The 18,592-nt window shown below is 72.9% G+C and carries 19 protein-coding genes and 1 pseudogene; 9 read left to right on the forward strand and 11 right to left on the reverse strand.

From position 1 onward, the window contains the following. Positions 1-161: 161 nt before the first annotated feature. Both AB0F81_RS35455 and AB0F81_RS35460 read right to left on the reverse strand, forming a co-directional pair. On the reverse strand, positions 162-1,283 hold the full coding sequence (locus tag AB0F81_RS35455) for a 5-methyltetrahydropteroyltriglutamate--homocysteine S-methyltransferase (protein WP_360204401.1): 1,122 nt from the start codon (positions 1,281-1,283) through the stop codon (positions 162-164). 49 nt (positions 1,284-1,332) lie between these two features. Beyond that, positions 1,333-1,899: a TetR family transcriptional regulator gene (locus AB0F81_RS35460; RefSeq protein ID WP_360204404.1), complete on the reverse strand. Its 567-nt coding sequence runs from the start codon at positions 1,897-1,899 to the stop codon at positions 1,333-1,335. Between the two features lie 73 nt (positions 1,900-1,972). Between AB0F81_RS35460 and AB0F81_RS35465 the strand changes: the two genes are divergently transcribed. Next, positions 1,973-2,545, forward strand: a complete 573-nt coding sequence (locus tag AB0F81_RS35465; RefSeq protein WP_360204406.1) for a dihydrofolate reductase family protein — start codon at positions 1,973-1,975, stop codon at positions 2,543-2,545. Here the strand turns inward: AB0F81_RS35465 and AB0F81_RS35470 are convergent. Both AB0F81_RS35470 and AB0F81_RS35475 read right to left on the reverse strand, forming a co-directional pair. After that, a complete protein-coding gene (locus AB0F81_RS35470; RefSeq protein ID WP_360204408.1) occupies positions 2,530-2,787 on the reverse strand; it encodes a hypothetical protein in 258 nt (85 codons plus the stop codon). The two genes, AB0F81_RS35465 and AB0F81_RS35470, sit on opposite strands and share 16 nt — an antisense overlap. Positions 2,788-2,802: 15 nt before the next feature. After that, entirely contained in the window at positions 2,803-4,335 is a 1,533-nt protein-coding gene (locus AB0F81_RS35475) for a serine/threonine-protein kinase (protein WP_360204411.1), read from the reverse strand. Between the two features lie 323 nt (positions 4,336-4,658). Between AB0F81_RS35475 and AB0F81_RS35480 the strand changes: the two genes are divergently transcribed. Beyond that, a complete protein-coding gene (locus tag AB0F81_RS35480) occupies positions 4,659-5,135 on the forward strand; it encodes a TIGR00725 family protein (RefSeq protein WP_360204414.1) in 477 nt (158 codons plus the stop codon). A gap of 5 nt (positions 5,136-5,140) precedes the next feature. Here the strand turns inward: AB0F81_RS35480 and AB0F81_RS35485 are convergent, their stop codons facing one another. Beyond that, positions 5,141-6,238, reverse strand: a complete 1,098-nt coding sequence (locus AB0F81_RS35485; RefSeq protein ID WP_360204416.1) for an epoxide hydrolase family protein — start codon at positions 6,236-6,238, stop codon at positions 5,141-5,143. An 88-nt stretch (positions 6,239-6,326) separates the two neighbouring features. Between AB0F81_RS35485 and AB0F81_RS35490 the strand changes: the two genes are divergently transcribed. Beyond that, positions 6,327-7,304 carry a YafY family protein gene (locus tag AB0F81_RS35490; protein ID WP_360204418.1) on the forward strand — a complete coding sequence of 326 codons (978 nt, stop codon included), beginning with the start codon at positions 6,327-6,329 and terminating at the stop codon, positions 7,302-7,304. Here the strand turns inward: AB0F81_RS35490 and AB0F81_RS35495 are convergent. Together AB0F81_RS35495 and AB0F81_RS35500 are read right to left on the reverse strand one after the other, a co-directional pair. Next, entirely contained in the window at positions 7,287-8,522 is a 1,236-nt protein-coding gene (locus tag AB0F81_RS35495; RefSeq protein ID WP_360204421.1) for an SDR family NAD(P)-dependent oxidoreductase, read from the reverse strand. The two genes, AB0F81_RS35490 and AB0F81_RS35495, sit on opposite strands and share 18 nt — an antisense overlap. 112 nt (positions 8,523-8,634) lie before the next feature. Continuing rightward, positions 8,635-9,414: pseudogene (locus AB0F81_RS35500) on the reverse strand (HoxN/HupN/NixA family nickel/cobalt transporter); the annotation flags it as partial. A gap of 129 nt (positions 9,415-9,543) precedes the next feature. On the opposite strand from AB0F81_RS35500, the gene AB0F81_RS35505 reads away from it, so the two are divergent. Genes AB0F81_RS35505 through AB0F81_RS35515 form a run of 3 tightly spaced genes read left to right on the forward strand, consistent with a single transcriptional unit; the run spans position 9,544 to position 12,600 of the window. Continuing rightward, a complete protein-coding gene (locus AB0F81_RS35505; RefSeq protein ID WP_360204424.1) occupies positions 9,544-9,966 on the forward strand; it encodes a hypothetical protein in 423 nt (140 codons plus the stop codon). 39 nt (positions 9,967-10,005) lie between these two features. Next, on the forward strand, positions 10,006-11,352 hold the full coding sequence (locus tag AB0F81_RS35510; protein WP_360204427.1) for a PQQ-binding-like beta-propeller repeat protein: 1,347 nt from the start codon (positions 10,006-10,008) through the stop codon (positions 11,350-11,352). Positions 11,353-11,367: 15 nt separating this feature from the next. After that, the gene (locus tag AB0F81_RS35515; RefSeq protein WP_360204430.1) at positions 11,368-12,600 is read left to right on the forward strand and encodes a DUF6596 domain-containing protein; all 1,233 of its coding nucleotides are present in this window, start codon (positions 11,368-11,370) and stop codon (positions 12,598-12,600) included. Here the strand turns inward: AB0F81_RS35515 and AB0F81_RS35520 are convergent. Beyond that, positions 12,568-12,927: a YciI family protein gene (locus tag AB0F81_RS35520; RefSeq protein WP_360204432.1), complete on the reverse strand. Its 360-nt coding sequence runs from the start codon at positions 12,925-12,927 to the stop codon at positions 12,568-12,570. The two genes, AB0F81_RS35515 and AB0F81_RS35520, sit on opposite strands and share 33 nt — an antisense overlap. Positions 12,928-13,023: 96 nt before the next feature. On the opposite strand from AB0F81_RS35520, the gene AB0F81_RS35525 reads away from it, so the two are divergent. Beyond that, the gene (locus AB0F81_RS35525) at positions 13,024-13,410 is read left to right on the forward strand and encodes a RidA family protein (protein ID WP_360204434.1); all 387 of its coding nucleotides are present in this window, start codon (positions 13,024-13,026) and stop codon (positions 13,408-13,410) included. Positions 13,411-13,413: 3 nt separating this feature from the next. On the opposite strand, the gene AB0F81_RS35530 is transcribed toward AB0F81_RS35525, so the two are convergent. Further along, positions 13,414-13,929, reverse strand: coding sequence for a GrpB family protein (locus AB0F81_RS35530; protein WP_360204437.1), 516 nt, complete (start codon positions 13,927-13,929; stop codon positions 13,414-13,416). 183 nt (positions 13,930-14,112) lie between these two features. On the opposite strand from AB0F81_RS35530, the gene AB0F81_RS35535 reads away from it, so the two are divergent. Further along, a complete protein-coding gene (locus AB0F81_RS35535; RefSeq protein WP_360204446.1) occupies positions 14,113-14,805 on the forward strand; it encodes a trypsin-like serine protease in 693 nt (230 codons plus the stop codon). Here the strand turns inward: AB0F81_RS35535 and AB0F81_RS35540 are convergent. Continuing rightward, the gene (locus tag AB0F81_RS35540; protein WP_360204439.1) at positions 14,771-15,205 is read right to left on the reverse strand and encodes a hypothetical protein; all 435 of its coding nucleotides are present in this window, start codon (positions 15,203-15,205) and stop codon (positions 14,771-14,773) included. The genes AB0F81_RS35535 and AB0F81_RS35540 overlap by 35 nt on opposite strands. A 34-nt stretch (positions 15,206-15,239) precedes the next feature. Continuing rightward, positions 15,240-16,412 carry an FAD-binding protein gene (locus AB0F81_RS35545; RefSeq protein WP_360204442.1) on the reverse strand — a complete coding sequence of 391 codons (1,173 nt, stop codon included), beginning with the start codon at positions 16,410-16,412 and terminating at the stop codon, positions 15,240-15,242. Positions 16,413-16,558: 146 nt separating this feature from the next. On the opposite strand from AB0F81_RS35545, the gene AB0F81_RS35550 reads away from it, so the two are divergent. Further along, positions 16,559-18,475 (forward strand): translation factor GTPase family protein, encoded by a 1,917-nt coding sequence (locus tag AB0F81_RS35550; protein WP_360204444.1) that lies wholly within the window; start codon positions 16,559-16,561, stop codon positions 18,473-18,475. The last annotated feature ends 117 nt before the right edge of the window (positions 18,476-18,592 follow it).

Consider the following 18,592-nt stretch of genomic DNA (forward strand, 5'->3'; position numbering starts at 1 on the left):
ACTCCACACGAGGCGGGCGCCGTGAGGGTGACCCACTGCTTAAGCCCGGCGCGGGCCCTGGGGCCCGGGGTGGTGACTGGTTCGCTGGTGAAGGCGGGGGCTTCCGTAGGTCGTACTGAAAAGGGTGCGTGAGGGGGAAGCCTGGCTGGAGTGGCTCGGGGTTAGCCCCAGACCTCGTCGGCGGTCTCGGCGATCAGGCGCAGCTTGGCCACCTCTTCCTCGTAGCTGAGGACGTTGCCCTCGACCGTGGAGGAGAAGCCGCACTGCGGGGACAGGCAGAGCTGGTCGAGGGGAACGTACTTGGCGGCCTCGTCGATGCGGCGTTTCAGGGCGTCCTTGGACTCGAGGGCGCCCTTCTTGGTGGTGACCAGGCCGAGCACGACCATCTTGCCGGGCGGGACGAAACGCAGCGGGGCGAAACCGCCGGAGCGCTCGTCGTCGTACTCGAGGAAGAAGCCGTCCACGGCCAGCTCGCTGAAGAGCGCCTCGGCTACGAAGTCGTAGCCGCCCTCGGCGGCCCAGGAGGAGCGGAAGTTGCCGCGGCACATGTGGGTGGTCACCGCGAGGGAGGCGGGGCGGTCGGCGATCGCGGCGTTGATCTGGCGGATGTAGCGCAGGTGCTGGTGTTCGGCGTCGTCGCCGCGGTCGTTGAGCAGCCGGCGCTGGGCGGGATCGTTGAGGTAGGCCAGGCTGGTGTCGTCGAGCTGCAGGTAGCGGCAGCCCAGGTCGGCGACCCGGCGGACCTGCTCGGCGTAGGCGGCGCTCAGATCGGACCAGAACTGGTCCTCGTCGGGGTAGACCTTCGGGTCGATGGCCGCGCGGCCGCCGCGGTAGTGGACCATGCTGGGTGAGGGGATCGTCAGCTTCGCGGTGACACCCTCGCCGACCTGCTCGGCCAGGAACGCGAAGTCGTCGCCGAAGATGGTCTCGGTCAGGCGGACCGGCGCGTCGATCGCCAGCGCCGCCGACTCGAAGTCGAGCTCGCCCTTCTCGTTGCGGAAGTGGACCTGGATCTTCTCGTCGGTGCGGCGGATCCCGCCGAGGCGATAGATGAAGTCCATGTGCCAGGAGGTCCGGCGGAACTCGCCGTCGGTGGCCGAGCGCAGGCCCACGTCGCGCTGCATGCGGACCACCTCGCGGATGGCGTCGTCCTCGATCTCGCGCAACTCGTCGGCGCTGATCTCGCCGGTTGCCTTCTGCTCACGCGCCTTCAGCAGGCGGGCGGGGCGCAGCAGGCTGCCGACGTGGTCGGCCCGGAACGGCGGGGTGTCACGAAGCGTCATCGTCGATCCTTCCGTGGAGATTCACCCTGCTGGATACGCTACCGCCTCCTCAGGGGATCAGGCGGTCCACGAACGCCTCGACGACCTTGTCCGGGTCGGCCTCGGCGCCGATCGACGTGGTCAGCATGTCGAGCAGCAGGCCGTCCAGCGCGTAATGCAGCAGCGCGATCTCGAACGGGCCGCCGGCCAGACCGGTGGTGGCGTGGAAGGCGACGTCGTCGCGGAAGCCGCGGCGCAGCGTCTCGCCGAGGATCGCGGCGAGACCCGGGCGGCGGGCCGTTTCCAGGCGCAACTCGATGAGCGCGCGGGTCAGCTCGGGCTGGCGGGTGGTGCGTTCGACGATGTAGCGCAGGTAGTCGGCCCACAGCTCACGGCTGGGTTCGCGGGCGGCGAGCCGGGCCAGCACGTCCGGGTCGGGGGCGAACCGTTCGATGATCCGCTCGCCGAGAGCGCCGAGCAGCGCGTCGCGGGAGCGGAAGTAGTTCGACGCGGTGCCGACCGGCACGCCGGCCTCGGTGTCGACGGCCCGGTGGGTCAGGCCGCGGGCGCCGCCGGCGGCGAGCACCCGCAGGCCGGCGTCGGTGAGGGCCCGGCGGCGTTCCGGATTTCTCGGCATGACGACACGGTAGCAGGAACCACTACAGGTGCTGTACTTTAACCACGACAGCCATAGTGGTTAGGAGATCAGCATGCGAAAGCTCGTGTACTTCGTCGCCATGACCATCGACGGCTACATCGCCGCGCCGGACGGGGCGTGGGAGTTCTTCGGCATTCCCGAGGACGTGTCGGCGTTCATGAACTCGCGCTATCCGGAGACCGTGCCCACGCACGTGCGGCAGGCGTTCGGGCTGGAGCTGGGCGAGAACCAGCACTTCGACACCGTGTTGATGGGGCGGCGCACCTACGAACCGGTGCTACGGGAAGGCGTCACGAGTCCGTACCAGCATCTGCGGCAGATCGTCTTCTCGCGCACGATGACCGAGTCCCCGGATCCAGCGGTCCAGGTCGTCGCCGACGACCCGGCGGCCTTCGTCGGCAAGCTCAAACAGGAGCCGGGCCGCGACATCTGGCTCTGTGGCGGCGGGAGCCTCGCCGGGCAACTGCTGCCGCTCATCGACGAGCTGGTGATCAAGCTGAACCCGATCGTGGCCGGGGCCGGCATCCCGCTGGCCGACGCCGGGTTCGACCCGCACCGGTTCACGCTGCTCGACGCGACCCCGATGGGCAGTGGTGTGGTCGTGCTGAACTACCGCACGGCGTAAAGGGCGCCGTTGCCGATGAGGACGACGGCGGCCGCCAGCCAGAGGCGGTGAGCGGACGCTCTCGGGTCGGGGGTGCCCATGCCGACCACCGCGAGGACGGCCCCGATCACATTGATCGGGGCCGCCAGCAGAACCGGAGCCCACGCGCCGGAGTTGTCCAGCGAGACGATCAGCATCGGTACGAATGCGGCGAAAACCAGGAACAGACCCATGGACCAGCGCAGCTCGCGGCTCCCGTCCACGGGACTCCCCCCTGCTCAGCCGGCCGAGACCGGCTCCCGTGTCATCGTCGGTTCGCTGCCGGCGCAGGTCACCGTCATAGTGATCAGCGTTTTTCCGCGCTTGAACGTCACAGCGGGCGCGGCCGACGGTCCAGGGCTCGTGGACTGCACCTTGTACTGGCCGGCGGGTGTCCAGGAGAGGATCTGAGCGGTCGTCGGGGCGGGGCAGGTGGCCTCGATCGTGCCGCCGGTCGAGGTGAAGGTGCGCTGCACCGGCACCGGTTCCGGGTCCGGGTCCGGCGCGGTGGGAGCCGTGGGTGCCGCGGTCGGCTCGGCCGTCGGCGGAATCGTCGCGCTCGCGGTGGCGACCGACGGGCTGGCCGGGCGGGAGCCGGCCACCGACGGGCTGGCGGCGGCGTCCGGGCTGACCGTTCGGGAACGCTTCGGCTCCGGCCGGTCGGAGCGGCGCGCCACCAGCGTCGGAGCGGGCGGCGGCGCCGGCGGCTGAGCGCTGGCCTCCGCCACGGCGACGTCCTCCCGGTCAGGATCCGGCCGGTCGGCCATCAGCAGCCATCCCCCGCCGCCGGCGAGCAGCGCCGTCACCACGGCCGCTGCCCCGATGACCAGCGCTTTCGACCTTGTCGGTGGGCTCGCGGGCGGATCGAGGCGGACCGTCCGCACCAGGACGGTGGGTTCCGCGGCCGCGGCGGCGCCGACCGGTGCGGGCTCGTCGGTCACCACCCGCAGCCCGGCGCCGTGGGCCAGCACCGCGGCCGCTTCCTGCGCGCTCGGCCGGGCCGCCGGGTTCTTCGCCAGGCAACGGTTGCACAGACCGACCACATAGTCGGGCACGCCCGCGACGGCGGGCAGCGGCGCCGGCTCGATGTAGATGTGCGCGTCCAGCATCTGCCGGGTGTTCTCGGCGGTCCACGGGGAACGGCCGGTGAGCAGCAGGTACAGCACCACACCGAGGGCGTAGACGTCGGAGGCGGCGACCACCGCGTCACCGGCGAGACGCTCCGGGGCCAGATAGGCGGGCGTGCCCAGCACCTCCGGCCCCGGGTCGGCAGCCACGGCCGCGGCGATCCCGAAGTCGACCACCTTGGCGCCGGTCGGCGCGAGCATCACGTTGGCGGGTTTGATGTCGCGGTGCACCAGGCCCTCGGCGTGCGCGGCCGCCAGCGCGGCGGCGATCTCCGCGCAGACGCGCATCGCGAACTGCGGCGACACCGGCCCGGCAGCCATTCGCTGCAGCAGCGTGCCTCCCGGCACCATTTCCATCACGACGTACGGGAAGATCTGCCCGTCGCTCTCCATCTCCCCGTAGTCGTGCACCTGTGCGATGTTCGGATGTGCCAGTGCCGCGGCCGCCCGCGCCTCGGAGCGGATCCGGTCGCGGGCCCGGGCGTCGTCCGACTGCTGCGGCGTCACCATCTTGACGGCGACCGTGCGGGCGAGCACGTGGTCGTGCGCCTGCCAGACGACGGCCATGCCGCCCGCGCCGATGGGGCTGAGCAGCCGATAGCGTCCGCCGAGCAACAGTCCGGTGTGAGATCGAGCGGAATCCACCTCCGGCAGTCTGCCGCTATCCGGGATGATCCGCAGCCCCCAGTTTCGCGGGGTGGGTGGTGAGGGTGGTCGATGTGCCTGCTCGCGGTGGGGATGGCGGATATGGATCGGCGTTCGATGTGGCACGCCCGGCGGGCTCGGCGGCGGGAGCCTAGGCTGGCAGCTGTGGTGCATCTCGGGGAGTCTCCGGAGCCAGCCAGCGGTGCGCAGGCTGTTCCTGCCGGTCCGGCAGACGCTGACCGTGCTGTTGGCCGAGCCGATCTTCGGTTGCGGCCGGGAGAAACCGCGGTCCGCAGGCGCCCTCCAGTTGCCGGCCCGCTGACATGGCGGTTCAGGTGGCGGTTTGCGGGCCCGCGGACTGCACCGAGGCAGAAGCCCGCGACGCCCACCGCGTCGGGGAGCTGCTCGCCGAGCGCGGCGTCGTGGTCATCTGCGGCGGTGGCGGCGGGGTGATGGCCGCGGTGGCGGCCGGCGCCGGTGCCCGCGGCGGCCTGGTCGTCGGGATCAGGCCTGGTGACAGCGCGGAGGGGGCCTCCCCCGGCCTGTCGGCGACGATCGTCACCAACATGGGCGAGGCCCGCAACGCGATCATCGTGCATTCCGCCGACGCGGTGATCAGTGTCGGCGGCTCGTGGGGCACGCTCAGCGAGGTCGCTCTCGCCCTGCGACGGGGCGGCGTCCCGGTGGTGTCGCTGAACGGGTGGCGGGTGACGCGGGCGGACGGTTCACCGGTGCCGGGAGTCGAGCATGTGGCGAGCGCGGAGGCCGCTGTCGAGGCGGCCCTGGGACCGCCCCGATAGCCGCGTCACGACAGCGGGCCGAAGAAGGTTCGCAGGTCGGCCACCACATCGTCGGGCGCTTCCATGGCCGGGAAGTGGCCGCCGTGCGGGAACTCCGTCCAGTGCGTGCCGTCGGGCACCGGGATCAGCCGCGGCACCGTCTCGTCCGCGCCGAACACCGCGAAGCCCTGCGGCACCGTCGCCTCGCCGCCCCACTCGTACGAATGCGCCTGCTCATACAGGGTGTGCGCGGCGGACACACCGCAGCCGGTGAACCAGTACAGGCTGATGGTGGTCAACATCTGATCCCGGTCGATCGGCATCCGCGTCCACTCCTCGAACTTCTCGGCCACCCACGCCAGTTGGAAGATCGGGGAGTCGGTCAGGCCGTACCCGATGGTCTGGGGTCTGGTGTTCATGATCGAGAGATAGCCGGATCCGTCGGTGCGGAAGGCGTCGATCCGCTCCAGGATGACCTTGTCGACGGGGTCGTTCGGGTCGAGCCGGTCGGCCATGCCGGGGATGAAGGTGGCGGTGGCCGCGGCGGTCGGCGGGTCGGTGACCACGTGGCAGCCGATCACGTGCTCGCCGTCGAGGGAGGCGACCGCACCGGAGACGCCGGCGCCGACGTCGCCGCCGTGCACGCCGTAACGCTCGTAGCCGAGGCGGCGCATCAACTCCACCCAGGCCCGGGCGGTGCGCATCATCGCCCAGCCGGTGCCGGCGAGCGGGGTCGAGTACGCGTACCCGGGAAGTGCCGGAATGACCAGGTGGAAGTCGGCGGCGAGCGGCTCGATGAGGCCGAGGAACTCGGCCGGCGAGCTGGGGTAACCGTGAGTGAGCAGCAGCGCCGGCGCCTCCGGCCGCGCCGAGCGGACGTGCAGGAACCACACGGTCTGGCCGTCGATCTCGGTGGTGAACTGCGGATACTCGTTGAGCCGCGCCTCGGCGGCCCGCCAGTCGTAACCGGTGCGCCAGTGATCGGCGAGTTCACGCAGCTTCTCCGGCGGCACCCCGCGGCTCCAGCCCACGCCGGGCAGCCCGGCGGGCCAGCGGGCGTGCGCCAGCCGGTCGTGCAGCTGGTCGAGGTCGCTCTGCGGGACGGCGATGCGGAACGGTTCCATCGAACTTCTCCTCTTCGAAGCGGGTCGACGCCGACGTTAGGGGCAATCGCGGATCGCTTCGTTCCGCGTTGGCGACGAGGATGGGCGAATGGCGGAGACATCCTTGCGTCTGCTGCGACTGCTGGCGCTGCTGCAGAGCCGCCGCACCTGGGGCGCGCCGGAGCTGGCGGCCCGGCTCGACGTGACCACCCGGACCATCCGCAAGGACGTGGACCGGCTGCGCCGCCTCGGCTATCCGGTCGACGCCCGGCCCGGCGTCGCCGGCGGCTACCGGCTGGGCACCGGCGCCGGGCTGCCGCCGCTGTTCCTCGACGACGACGAGGCGATCGCGGTGGCGGTCGGGCTGCGCACGGCCGCCGGCGGCACGGTGGCGGGCATCGAGGAGGCGTCGCTGCGGGCCCTCGCCAAGGTCCAGCAGGTCTTTCCGGCGCGGCTGCGCCGCAAGGTCAAGACCTTTGAGACGTACGCGCTACGCGTGCCCCCGCCGGAAGCGGCGATCCAGGTGTCCCGCCTCGCCGCGATCGCCGACGCGTGCCGCGATCACGAACGGTTCCGCTTCGGCTATCGGGCGCACGACGGGACGGTCACCGACCGGGACGTGGAGCCGTACCGGCTGGTGCACGACCGGCGCCGCTGGTACCTGTTCGCGTGGGACACCGACCGGGCGGACTGGCGCACCTTCCGGGCCGACCGGATCACGCCGCGCGCCCCGGCCGGGCCGCGTTTCGCGCCGCGGTCGCTGCCGCCGGACCCGGAAATCACCGCGCGGGTGGCGGACGGCGTGCACACCGCGACCTGGCGGTACCGGGCGCGGGTCGTGGTGCACGCGCCGGCTCAGTACGTCCGCGACCGCATCCCGGTGCCGGTCGAGGTGCGCGAGGTCGCGGCGGACCGGTGCGAGTTCACCCCGGGCTCGGATCATCCGGAGATGCTGGCCCTCTATCTCGGGATGCTGGACGCGGACTTCACCGTGGTCGACGGGCCGGAGCTGGCCGCGGCACTGACCCGGCTGGCCGACCGCTGCCGCAGAGCGGTCGGCCCGCCGTCGTCACCCGACCGGGGCTGACCCACGGGCGGGGCCCGGCCGCAGCCCGACCGCCTGCATCTGCACCACGGCGCCGGGGCGGCCGCGGCGGACCAGGTCCAGGACGGCGGTGACCAGGTCGGCGGGGTGGGTGCGGCGCGGGTCGACGGTCACGCACGTCGCGCGTACGCCGTAGGCCTCGGCCGGGCCGGCCAGGCTCGCGGTGAAGCGGATCAGCCGGTCCTCCGCCTGCGGGGCGGTGACGACGTTGACGATCGCGCCGCCGCCGGCGGCGCCCATCGGGTCGAGGATGAGCTGGCTGAGCAGCATCGCCGAGGTCAGGGCGAGGGTGTTGTCGGTGACGGTGTTGACCAGGACGGCCGGGCCGCCGAGTTCACCGGCGGCGGCGACGATGCGGTCCAGGTACTGGGAGTCCTGAACCTCGGCCTGCAGCGCCCGCGCGGGCACACCGAAGGCGCGGACCTGGGTGGCGCAGGCCTGGGCGTTGCCGGGGTCGGGGTCGACGGCGACTATGCCGTAGCCGGCGCTGGCCAGTCCGGAGGCGATCGCGCGGCCCAGACCCTCGCCGGCGGCGGTGACGACGGCGGCGCCGGCGGTAGCGATCGGGGCGACGACCGGCTGGGCCTGGGTGGCGTCGCCGGTGACGGCTGCCCGGGCGGTGTAGCGGGGCTGGTCGGGGGCGGCGTGTGGTGCAGGCTGTTGCTGGACCGCCTGCGGGATAGGTTGCTGGCCCGGCTGCGGCGCGGCAGGTTGCCGGACCGCCGGTTGGAGCGCGGTCTGCGGCAAGCTCGGGTTGCGGTCGTGCGCCGGGGCTTGGGCGACACCGCGAACTCGCGGCGGCGCGGGCTGCGGAGCGGGGGTGGGCTGCGGAGCGGAACTGGGCTGCCGCGGCGACGCGCTCGGCGCGTTCGGGCGGGCGTTTCTCGGGGCGGGCGCCGCCATGCGAGCCTCCGCCTGCGCCCGCCGCGACTGCTCTTTCGCTGCCGCCCGCGCCCGGCGAGCCTCCTCCTTCTCCGCCGCCCGCGCCCAGCGGGCGTCCTGCTTCGACGGACTCTGCGGCGCTCCCGCCGGCTCGTCCTTCTTCCCGCGGCGGCGCAGGAGCACGAACACCACCACGGCCAGCAGAAGCAGGAGCAGCAGCACCGGCCAGCCGAGCAGCATCCGCCCGATCTCCCCGACCGGCCCCTCCCCCAGGTCGAAACTCACCGGCACGCTGTCCGGCAGCCGGATCTCCGGCACCGCCCACCAGCGGAAACACCCCGGCCCCCAGCGCCACCAGGCCGGCAGCCGCCGCGAACCCGATCTGGCAGGCGCTCCCCCGGGCCAGTTCCTCCTCCTGCGTGCCGTACGGATCGATGACGAGCACGCCCTGCACGGCCCCCGCCAGGGCCATGCCCGCGGCGAACAGCACCGGCACCACGATCACCGGATAGGCCGGCAGCAGGAACAGCGCCAGCCCGGTAGCCAGCACCAGCAACCCGACCTCCACAGTGAGCCCCACCCCGGCGCCGAACAGCAGCCCGGTCACCGCCAGCTGCCACGGGCTGCGCACCCACCCGGTCAACCGGCTCGCCAGGGGCGGCTCACCGGGGCCGGCCCCGAGCCGGCGCCTCCGCGCCGCACCGAACAGCACGGCCAGGCTGACGATCCCCAGGATCCCGAGGAACACCCCGGCGCCCGCGGCGTCCGCGACCAGCCGCGGGACGAACCCGTCCAGCCCACCCCACCACGCGAACGCCTGCACCCCCATGGTCAGCAGCAGCGCCAGCGCGGACACCGCCGTGGCATACCCGAGGGCGAACCAGAACCCGGCCGACAGCACCCGCTGCCCACCCCGGGCCATCTCGGCCGCGCTGTCCCCGACCGCGGTCACGTGCCGCGGGTCGAAGGCCCGCCGCATCCCCACCAGGTAGGCCACGATGCCGGCCGCCACGAGCGGCCCCTGCCGCCCGTCGCCGAGCCGGTAGCCGTCCGGCAGCAGAACACCGAAGAGCAGCCCGAAGCCGAGCAGATGCAGCAACACGACCACGCCCGCCATCCCGGCGAGCGACCGCCGGTCCCCGCTGTCCAGGCGGTACCGCAGGCGGGACAGCCGGGAGCGGCCCATCGTCGTCGTCCTGTAGTCAGCCATCTCGACGTACCCCTTCACCTCGCCATGCGTACGGTGAAAGGCATTCGCGGCCGGCGGCCGCGCGGATGGGTGGTTGTCTCCGCCCGCTTTCCGACAGACAGCAGTGAAGTTTGTCGATACGGTCCGGCCATGAAGGATCGCATCCGGCGAACCGCCGCCGTTCTCGGTGCCGGCGCCCTCCTGTCCACGGCCGGCGTGCAACAGATCACCGCGCAAGCGGCGCACGCGGCTCCGTACACCAACTACATCCACAACGACTCGGCGACCGGCGGGCGGCTGGGCATCATCATCAACCGGAACAGCACCGCTAACTACGACGCCCTGCTGCCGGACGTCCAGAACACGTACGACTACTTCAACCTGCGGACGGTGGCCGGCTGGTACACCGGTCCGGGCTACTGCTCCCGGCAATGGCGCAAAGACTTCCCGAACAGCCCCTTCTACCGGCAGTGGCCGAACCTGGGACCGGGCCGGCACCTCATCGGGTCCACCACCACCTACATCGTCAGCACCTACCCGGCACAGGACTCGAACTGCGCAAACGACACCTGATCAACCTCGCGGCCGGGCGGGCGGATTAGGATCGCTTCGATGCCTCGGTCCGTCATCGAGCTCGGCGACGTCAGTGACCGGTCGGCCGGGCCGCACCCCGACGATGCCCTGCCGCGTCTGGACCGGCGGCTGGTGCGCCGCCTGGGCGCCGCGGCGGTGGCGCTGGTGTGTGCCGTCGCGTTCGGTGGTTCGGCGGCGCCCGGACCGCCGACCGTGCACGAGGCGTGGAGTCTGCCGGTCGGGGAGCCGCAGGCCGCCATCATCGCCGGGGGCGCCACGTTCGTGCACCGGATGGCCGGCGGCCGCGCCGAGCTGGCCGCCTACGACCTGGCCACCGGCGCGCCGCGATGGACCTGGCCGGCCGGGCCGGAGCTGGGCATCCTCGAGGCCCTGCCGGGCGCCGGGATCCTGCTGCTGCGGACCGGGCAGCTCTCCGTCGAGCAGCCGTTCCCGGACGGGAGCACCGGGACCCTGATCTTCCACCGGGAGACGACGGCGCTGGACCCGGCCACCGGTGACCGGCTCTGGACCCGGCCCGGCGAGCCGCTGCCCGGCACTACCGGCGAGGTCCTGCTGGAGCAGCGGGACGAGCAGGGCGCGGTCCGGTCGCTGAGCCTGGTGACGGCCCGCGACGGCAAGCAGATCTGGCGCCGGCCGGCGACCGGCGTGCAGACCGCCACGGTCGGCCTCCGCGACGGCCGCCCGCACGCGATCGTCACGGCCACCGCGGCCGGTGTGATCAGCGTGCTGGCGTACGCCGACGGTCGCCCGGTGCGCAGCCGCAGCCTGCGGTGGCAGGCCACCCGGCCCAGCTCCGGCTACGACACCTGGCTGCGGGTGGTCGGCGACCGCCTGTTCGTGATGCTGACCGAACCGCGCGGGTCCACGGTGACCGCCTACCGCCTGGACACCCTGCAGCAGCTGTGGCAGAAGCCGGCCGACCGCTATCCCGACGTGCACGACTGCGGTGCGCTGCTGTGCCAGACCGACGACGAGATCCTGTCCGGTGTCGACCCGGCCACCGGCGAGCGGCGCTGGGAGCTGCCGGGCATCGCCTTCGTCCTGTGGTCCGGCGACGGGCGGGTGCTCGCCGGGGACGGCCGCGACCCGCCCCACTATCAGCTGGTCGACGCGGCGGACGGCCGGCGGATCGGCCCGGGTGGGGTCGGCCAGGCGTACCCGGAGCCGGGTGCCGGGTCGGTGCTGCTGCTGCGGCCGTTCGCCGGGGCGGGTGGGCGTACCGCGGTGAGCCGGCTGGACCTGCGCACCGGCCGGGTGGTGCTGCTCGGCTCGATCCCGCCGCACCACGAGTTCGGCTGCGACGCGGCCGAGGGTCATCTGCTGTGCCGGTCCACCGACCGGATGGTGGTCAGCACCACCGGTTGAGGGCACCCTGTTGGGGTGGACGACGTGGCCGAACTGGTCGACCGGATCTGGCGGGCCGACGCGGCCGGCATGCTGGGCGCGCTCAGCCGCCGGCTCGGTGACTTCGACCGCGCCGAGGAGGCGCTGTCGGACGCGCTGACCGAGGCGCTGAAACGCTGGCCCGAGGACGGGGTGCCGGACAGCCCGGCCGGGTGGCTGGTGACGACCGGCTGGCGCAAGGCCGTGGACCGGCTGCGCCGCGACGCGGTGGGCCGGGAGAAACTGGCGCGGGTGGCCGCCGAACCGCCGCCGGAGCCCGGTGTGGACGACCGGCTGGCGACCGTCTTCGCGTGCTGTCACCCGGATCTTGCCGAGCCGGCCCGGGTCGCGCTGACCCTCTACGCCGCCTGCGGGCTGAGCACGAACGAGATCGCCGCAGCGTTCCTGGTGCCGCTGCCGACGATGGCGCAGCGGCTCTCCCGGGCCAAGCGCCAGCTGCGCGAGCGCGGCATCCGGTTCGAGGTTCCGGAGCCGCAGGAGTACGCGGAGCGCCTGCCCGCCGTCCTCGCGGTGATCTACCTGGTGTTCAACGAGGGCTACCTGTCCAGCGGCCGGTCCGCCCAGCGGCACGAGCTGGCCCGCGAGGGGGTCGAGCTGGCCCGGCAGCTGGCCGCGCTGCTGCCGAACGAGCCGGAGGTGGCCGGCCTGACCGCGCTGCTGGAGCTGCACCACGCCCGCGCCGCCACCCGCTTCGACTCGTGGGGCCGCATCGTGCTGCTGGAGCACCAGGACCGCCGCCAATGGGACGAGACGACGATGGAACGGGCGGCGCTGCGGCTGCGGGCGGCGGTACGGCAGGGCCGCCCCGGCCCCTACCAGGTGCGGGCCGGCATCGCCGCGCTGCACGCCTTCGCCGTCTCCTACGAGGCCACCCACTGGGGTGACGTGCGCGCGCTGTACGACCGGCTGTACGCGCTGGACCCGTCCCCGATCGTGCTGCTGAACCGGGCGGTGGCCACCCGGTTCGCCCTCGGTCCCGGCCCGGCGCTCGACGAGGTGGACGCGCTCGGCGACCGGCTCGCCGGTTACCACCTGTGGCACGCCGCCCGCGCCGACGTGCTGGCCGCGCTCGGCCGGACCGCCGAAGCGCTGGCGGCGGCCGAGCGGGCCCTCGATCTGGCGACGAACCCGGCGGAACGGGAACTGCTGTCCCGCCGGGTCGGTGAGCTGCGGCGGTTACTCCCGGGTCATCAGGGGCCGGACCTCTAGGGCGGTCATCCCGGCGCCGAGCGGCCAGGTCGCCGCGATCCGGGCGGCCTCGTCGATGTCGTCGCACTCCAGGATCACGATGCCGCCGACGACCTCCTTGAGTTCCAGGTAGGGCCCGTCGGTGACGACCGGCTCGCCGTCGGCGCCGGCCCGCACCGTCTTCGCCGTCTCCCGCGGCTGCAGCTCGGCGCCCCCGTCGGCGATCTTGCCGGTCGGCTGCCACCGCTCGTACCAGCCGTAGATCTGCTTCATCAGGTCCTGCTCCTCGTCCGCGGGCAGGGTGGACCATTCCGCGTCGTCGCCGCAGATCAGCATCGCGTACTTCATGGTTGTGCTCCTCTCGGAAGGTGCTTCACCGGGGTGACGAACGGGCGGCGCCGGTCCTCGACAGGTTTCGCGGAAAAGTTCGGATATTTTTCCGGGGTGACTGAGCGACGAGCGATCTTCAGCGGTTCCACCTTCGAGGAGCAGATCGGGTACGCCCGCGCGGTCGTCGACGGCGACCGGGTGCACGTGTCCGGCACGACCGGCTTCGACTACGCCACGATGACCATCGCGGACGACGTGGTGGAGCAGGCCGAGCAGTGTCTGCGCAACGTGGAGGCGGCGCTCGCCGAGGCCGGCTGCACGATGGCCGACGTGGTCCGGGTCCGTTATCTGCTGCCCGACCGCGCCGATTTCGAGCCGTGCTGGCCGACGTTGCGGCGCTGGTTCGGCGAGGTGCGGCCGGCCGCGACGATGCTGGTCTGCGGTCTGGCCGACCCGCGCATGCGGTTCGAGATCGAGGTGGACGCCCGCCGCCGCGGCTGAGCCTCACTCCTCCCAGACGTCGACCGAGGGCAGCCCCTTGGCCGCGCGGGCCGCGTCGACCATCCGCTGGATCAGCGCCGTCTTGCCCCGGGTGTACGCGTCCGCGTCGTCCCCCGCGGCGGCCAGTTGCCGCTTGAGCCGGCCGTACTCGTCGCGGTCGGCGGCGTTGCCCAACAGGTGGTCGCGCAGCAGCCGCTCGTTGCGGGTGTCCCAGGACGCCGTGGTGACCACGTGCAGGTGGTAGCCGGGGCGGCGGTAGAAGAGCCGTTCCGGCATGCCGGTCTCGATGCGCCGGTAGCCGATCGCGCGCAACGCCTCCTCGGCCTCCAGGACGTCGCCGAGATCGGCGGTCGCGACCATCATGTCGATCACCGGCTTGGCCGGCAGGCCGGGCACGGCGGTGCTGCCGACATGCTCCGCGAGCACGATCCGGCCGGGCAGCAAGGCGGTCACCTCGTCGATGGCGTGCCGCGCCCGGCCGGGCCAGGCACGGTCGTAGTCACTGATCTCGATGCTCACCCGGTCACCCTAGCGGGCGGAGCACCATCACCCCGGCAAGAGGTGCCGCCTGGGATGTATCGACGTGCGTCACTTTCTGGCTACCGTCGGCGCGGGCAACAGCCCTCCCCGAACGGCAGAAGGGACCTCCGCATGCGCACCCCCGCCCGGATTCTCCTCACTGCCGCCGCCGTCGTCGCCGGCATGCTCGCGCCGGCCACCGCGGTCGCGGCGGCTCCACCCGAGCCTCCCCCCTCGACGTTCGTCGTCGGCGGCCAGCCGGCCACGCAGAACTACTCGTTCATGGTCTACGTGTCCGGCTGCACGGGCTCGCTGATCAAGGCGAACTGGGCGGTCACCGCCAAGCACTGCCCCACCCCCTCATCGGTACGGGTGGGCAGCATCGACCGGTCCAGCGGCGGCACCGTGGTCGCCGTCCGCCGTGCGGTCAACCACCCGCGCATCGACGTGAAGCTGTTCGAGCTCGCCTCGTCGGTGTCGCACGCGCCGGCCCCGATCCCCACCACCTCGGGCGCGGTCGGCACCGCCACCCGGATCATCGGCTGGGGCCAGACCTGCCCGACCCGGGGCTGCGGCTCCGCGCCGCGCATCGCCAACGAGCTGGACACGTCGATCGTCGCGGACAGCCGCTGCCTGGGCATCAACGGCCCGTACGAGATCTGCACGAACAACACCAACGGCAACTCCGGCGCCTGCTACGGCGACTCCGGTGGGCCGCAGGTACGCCAGGTCAGCGGCCGCTGGGTGCTGATCGGCGTGACCAGCCGGGCCGGGAACAACAACTCGACCTGCGCGACCGGGCCGTCGATCTACGGCGACCTGCCGTCGATCCGCACCTGGGTCAACCAGCAGGTGGGCGGTCTGCCCGCCGCGTGATCCGCTCCGGGCCGGTCCGCTCGCCGGGCCGGCCCGCCAGCGCGTCGAGCACCCGGGCGCGCAACAGTTCGTACTGCTCGCGGCAGCGTGCCGGCGGTCCCGCCGGCCGCTGCCGCACCTCGCCGGGCGTGACCACCTCGCCGGGGTGGAACTGGTCGGCGGTCAGGTCGACGTCGCCGCCGGGCAGCCGGTTCCACCAGTGGTGGCCGACCTTGACGCCGTCGACGAAGACCTCACCGAGGATCAGTTCGCCGCCCAGCAGGTCGTTCAGCACCAAGGCGGTAACCCCGCACTGGCCGCGCGACGGGTTCTCCGGTCGCCAGGGATAGTCGTGCGGGTCGCAGGTGTCGGCGTCCCAGGCGGCCCGCAGGATCGGCCGCAGCTCCTCGATGGTGATCATGACGTCGAGGGTGGTGCCTCATGCAGGTCGAGAGTCAAGCGGTGAACATCCGCGCAGGGTCGTAGGCGGCGCGGATCCGGCGCAGCCGTTCGGTGTTGCCGAGGTGGTAGGCCTCCAGGGGCAGTCCCGGCTCCGGGAAGTTCGGGTAGGCGCCGCCGGTGCCGTACGGGTGGGTGATCGCGTACGACTCGTCGAGCCACGGGCCGGGCCGCTCCCCCGCCGTGACGGTGGCCGTCTGTTTCAGCAGGAACCGCGCGTCGCGGTGCGGGAAGGCGGTCGCGTCCGGCGCCACCCGGCCGTAGGCGCCGCCCCACGGGTTGAAGTCGAGCTCCCGCTCCTCCCCCGGGCGGTCGGCGAGCAGCCGCTCGACCAGTGCGGCCGCCGGCACCGGCTCCCGGAAGAACTCCGAGTGCAGGAACGCGTATCCGGGGTCGCCGTCGCCGGCCAGCCACTGTTTCGTCGCGTGGTGCGTGCCGTGCTGCCGCCCGTCGGACGACGGCCGCACCCCGATCCGGTCGATCAGGTGATCCACCGCCGCGAGCCCGGGCACCGCGCCGAACACGGTCACCGACGGCTGCGAGGTGATCACCAGGCTGGGCGCGAACGCCTCCTCCAGCTCGGGCAGCGCGTGCTGCCAGGCGTCGAGCACGTCGGCCGCCGCGTCGGCCGGGAAGGTGAGCCGGAAGGCGGTGGAGTCGGGGGCCGGCACGGTCCGGAAGGTCAGCGCGGTGACCACCCCCGGCGCGCCGCCGCCGCGCAGCGCCCAGAGCAGGTCGTCGCCGGCCTCGGTCACCGTGCCGTCGCTCAGCACGACCGTCGCGGACACGAGGCTGTCGCAGGTCAGGCCGTGGCTGCGGCCGAGGATGCCGAGGCCGCCGCCGAGGGTCAGCCCGGCGATGCCGACGGTGGCGCCGCAGCCGGCCGGCACGGTCCGGCCGTGCGCGGCGAGCCGGTCGTAGAGCTCGGCCAGCCGGGTGCCGGCGGCCACGGTCACCCGGTCGCCGTCCACCCGGACGCCGGTCAGCGGGCTCACGTCGATCACCGTGCCGGTGGTGCTGGACCGGCCGGCGAAGCAGTGCCCGCCGCCGCGGACCACGACCGGCAGCCCGGCCCGCCGGGCCTCGGCGACGGCGTCCACGACGTCGCCGGTGGTGGCGCAGCCCAGGACAGCGGCGGGACGGATGCCGGCGTAACGCGCGAGGACCATCCGATGACCCTAAATTCGGTTGCCGGTTCCCGCTGCCCCTGATGAGCTGGGCGGGTTCTGATCGCCGAGCAGGAAGAGCCGAGAGATGCGCGCTGCGTTCATGTCCCACCCGGAAGGAGTCCGCACCCTCGTTAAGGACATGACGCTTGTCAATTCTCAATCTCGGCATCCTGGCCCACGTCGACGCCGGTAAGACCAGCCTCACCGAGCGGCTGCTGCACACCGCCGGGGTCATCGACCACCTCGGCAGCGTCGACGACGGCAGCACCCAGACCGACACGCTCGACCTGGAGCGCCGCCGCGGCATCACGATCAAGTCAGCCGTGGTGTCGTTCCCGCTGCGCGACCGCACCGTCAACCTGATCGACACTCCCGGCCACCCGGACTTCATCGCCGAGGTGGAGCGGGTCCTCGGCGTCCTCGACGGCGCCGTCCTGGTGGCCTCGGCGGTGGAGGGCGTGCAGGCGCAGACCCGGGTGCTGGCCCGCACCCTGCACCGGCTGCGCATCCCGACGCTGATCTTCGTCAACAAGGTGGACCGCGCCGGCGCCCGCTTCGACGGCGTGCTCGACGAGATCGCCACCCGGCTGAGCCCGGCGATCGTCCCGATGAGCCGGGTCGAGCACCTCGGCACCCGCGACGCGAAGGTCCGCTCCGAGGTCGACCGGCTGCGCCTGGCCGACCACGACGACCGGGTGCTGGCCGCGTTCGTCGAGGACCGGCCGCCACCGCCGCTGCGGGTCCACGGCCGGGTCCACCCGGTCTACTTCGGCTCGGCGATCACCGGCGCCGGCATCGACGACCTGATCGACGGCATCACCCGGCTGCTGCCCGCGGCGACCGGCGCCACCGACGGGCCGTCGGCCGCCACGGTGTTCAAAGTCGATCGCGGGCCGGCCGGCGAGAAACTCGCCTACCTGCGGATGTTCACCGGCACGCTGCGCGTGCGCGACACCGCCGGACCGGACCGGATCACCGGCATCGAGGTCTTCACGGACGGCGGATGCGAAACCCGGGACGCGATCACGGCGGGTGAGATCGGCCGGCTGCGCGGCCTCGGCTCGGTGCGGATCGGCGACGCTCTCGGCGTACGCCCGAAGCGCACCGGCCAGGCGCAATTCGCCCCGCCCAGCCTGGAGACCGCCGTGCTCGCGTCCCGCCGTGCGCAGCGCGGCGCCCTGCACGCGGCCCTGGCCGAGCTGGCCGAGCAGGACCCGCTGATCAACCTGCGGCAGGACGACGAGCGGCAGGAGGTCTACGTCTCGCTCTACGGCGAGGTGCAGAAGGAGGTGGTCGAGGCGACCCTGGCCGAGCAGTACGGCCTGGCCGTCACCTTCCGCGAGACCACCACCATCTGCATCGAGCGCCCGGCCGGCGCCGGCGAGGCGGTCGAGTTCAACAAGGTGGAGCCGAACCCGTTCCTGGCCACCGTCGGCCTGCGGGTCGCGCCGGCGCCGGCCGGCTCGGGGGTCACCTTCCGGCTCGGCGTCGAGCTGGGGTCGATGCCGGCGGCGTTCTTCACGGCCGTCGAGCAGACCGTGCGCGAGTCCCTGCGGCAGGGCCTGCACGGCTGGGAGGTGCCGGACTGCGAAGTGACCATGACCCACTCGGGGTACTCGCCGCGCCAGTCCCACTCGCACGCCATCTTCGACAAGAGCATGTCGAGCACCGGCGCCGACTTCCGCCTGCTCACCCCGATGGTGCTGATGACCGCCCTGCGCCGGGCCGGCACGGTGGTGCACGAGCCGATCCACGCGTTCCGCGCCGAGGTGCCCGCGGACACCGTTCCCACGCTGCTGCCGGTGCTGGCCCGGCTGGGCGCCGTGCCGCTGGCGACCGGCGCGGCCGAGGTGACCGGGGAGATTCCGGCCGCGCGGGTGCACGAGCTGACCCGCCGGCTGCCCGGGCTCACCCGCGGCGAGGGCGTGCTGGAGAGCGCCTTCGACCACTACGCGCCGGTCCGCGGCCCGGTCCCGTCCCGCGAACGGATCGGCCCGGACCCGCTCGACCGCAAGGAGTACCTGTTGCGCGTGGTCCGCCGCACCGGCGCCCGGCAGACATAGACGACCACCCGTTCGTAGTAAGCCGTCCGGCGCGATCCCTCGTTGCGCCGTGGACCGGTCATCGTGAACCCCCTTTTCTCGTCGGCACCTTCACGCGGTCCCGCGCTTGTTTCGCCC

This window comes from Actinoplanes sp. NPDC024001 (assembly GCF_040638955.1).
In the GTDB taxonomy this organism is placed as follows: Bacteria; Actinomycetota; Actinomycetes; order Mycobacteriales; family Micromonosporaceae; genus Actinoplanes.

Coding starts and splice junctions, on each gene's coding strand:
- AB0F81_RS35540 (WP_360204439.1), bottom strand. CDS start 15,205: ATGATCACCATCGAGGAGCTGCGGCCGATCCTGCGGGCCGCCTGGGAC.
- AB0F81_RS35510 (WP_360204427.1), top strand. CDS start 10,006: ATGCCTCGGTCCGTCATCGAGCTCGGCGACGTCAGTGACCGGTCGGCC.
- AB0F81_RS35520 (WP_360204432.1), bottom strand. CDS start 12,927: ATGAAGTACGCGATGCTGATCTGCGGCGACGACGCGGAATGGTCCACC.
- AB0F81_RS35490 (WP_360204418.1), top strand. CDS start 6,327: ATGGCGGAGACATCCTTGCGTCTGCTGCGACTGCTGGCGCTGCTGCAG.
- AB0F81_RS35545 (WP_360204442.1), bottom strand. CDS start 16,412: ATGGTCCTCGCGCGTTACGCCGGCATCCGTCCCGCCGCTGTCCTGGGC.
- AB0F81_RS35505 (WP_360204424.1), top strand. CDS start 9,544: ATGAAGGATCGCATCCGGCGAACCGCCGCCGTTCTCGGTGCCGGCGCC.
- AB0F81_RS35480 (WP_360204414.1), top strand. CDS start 4,659: ATGGCGGTTCAGGTGGCGGTTTGCGGGCCCGCGGACTGCACCGAGGCA.
- AB0F81_RS35455 (WP_360204401.1), bottom strand. CDS start 1,283: ATGACGCTTCGTGACACCCCGCCGTTCCGGGCCGACCACGTCGGCAGC.
- AB0F81_RS35485 (WP_360204416.1), bottom strand. CDS start 6,238: ATGGAACCGTTCCGCATCGCCGTCCCGCAGAGCGACCTCGACCAGCTG.
- AB0F81_RS35465 (WP_360204406.1), top strand. CDS start 1,973: ATGCGAAAGCTCGTGTACTTCGTCGCCATGACCATCGACGGCTACATC.
- AB0F81_RS35460 (WP_360204404.1), bottom strand. CDS start 1,899: ATGCCGAGAAATCCGGAACGCCGCCGGGCCCTCACCGACGCCGGCCTG.
- AB0F81_RS35535 (WP_360204446.1), top strand. CDS start 14,113: ATGCTCGCGCCGGCCACCGCGGTCGCGGCGGCTCCACCCGAGCCTCCC.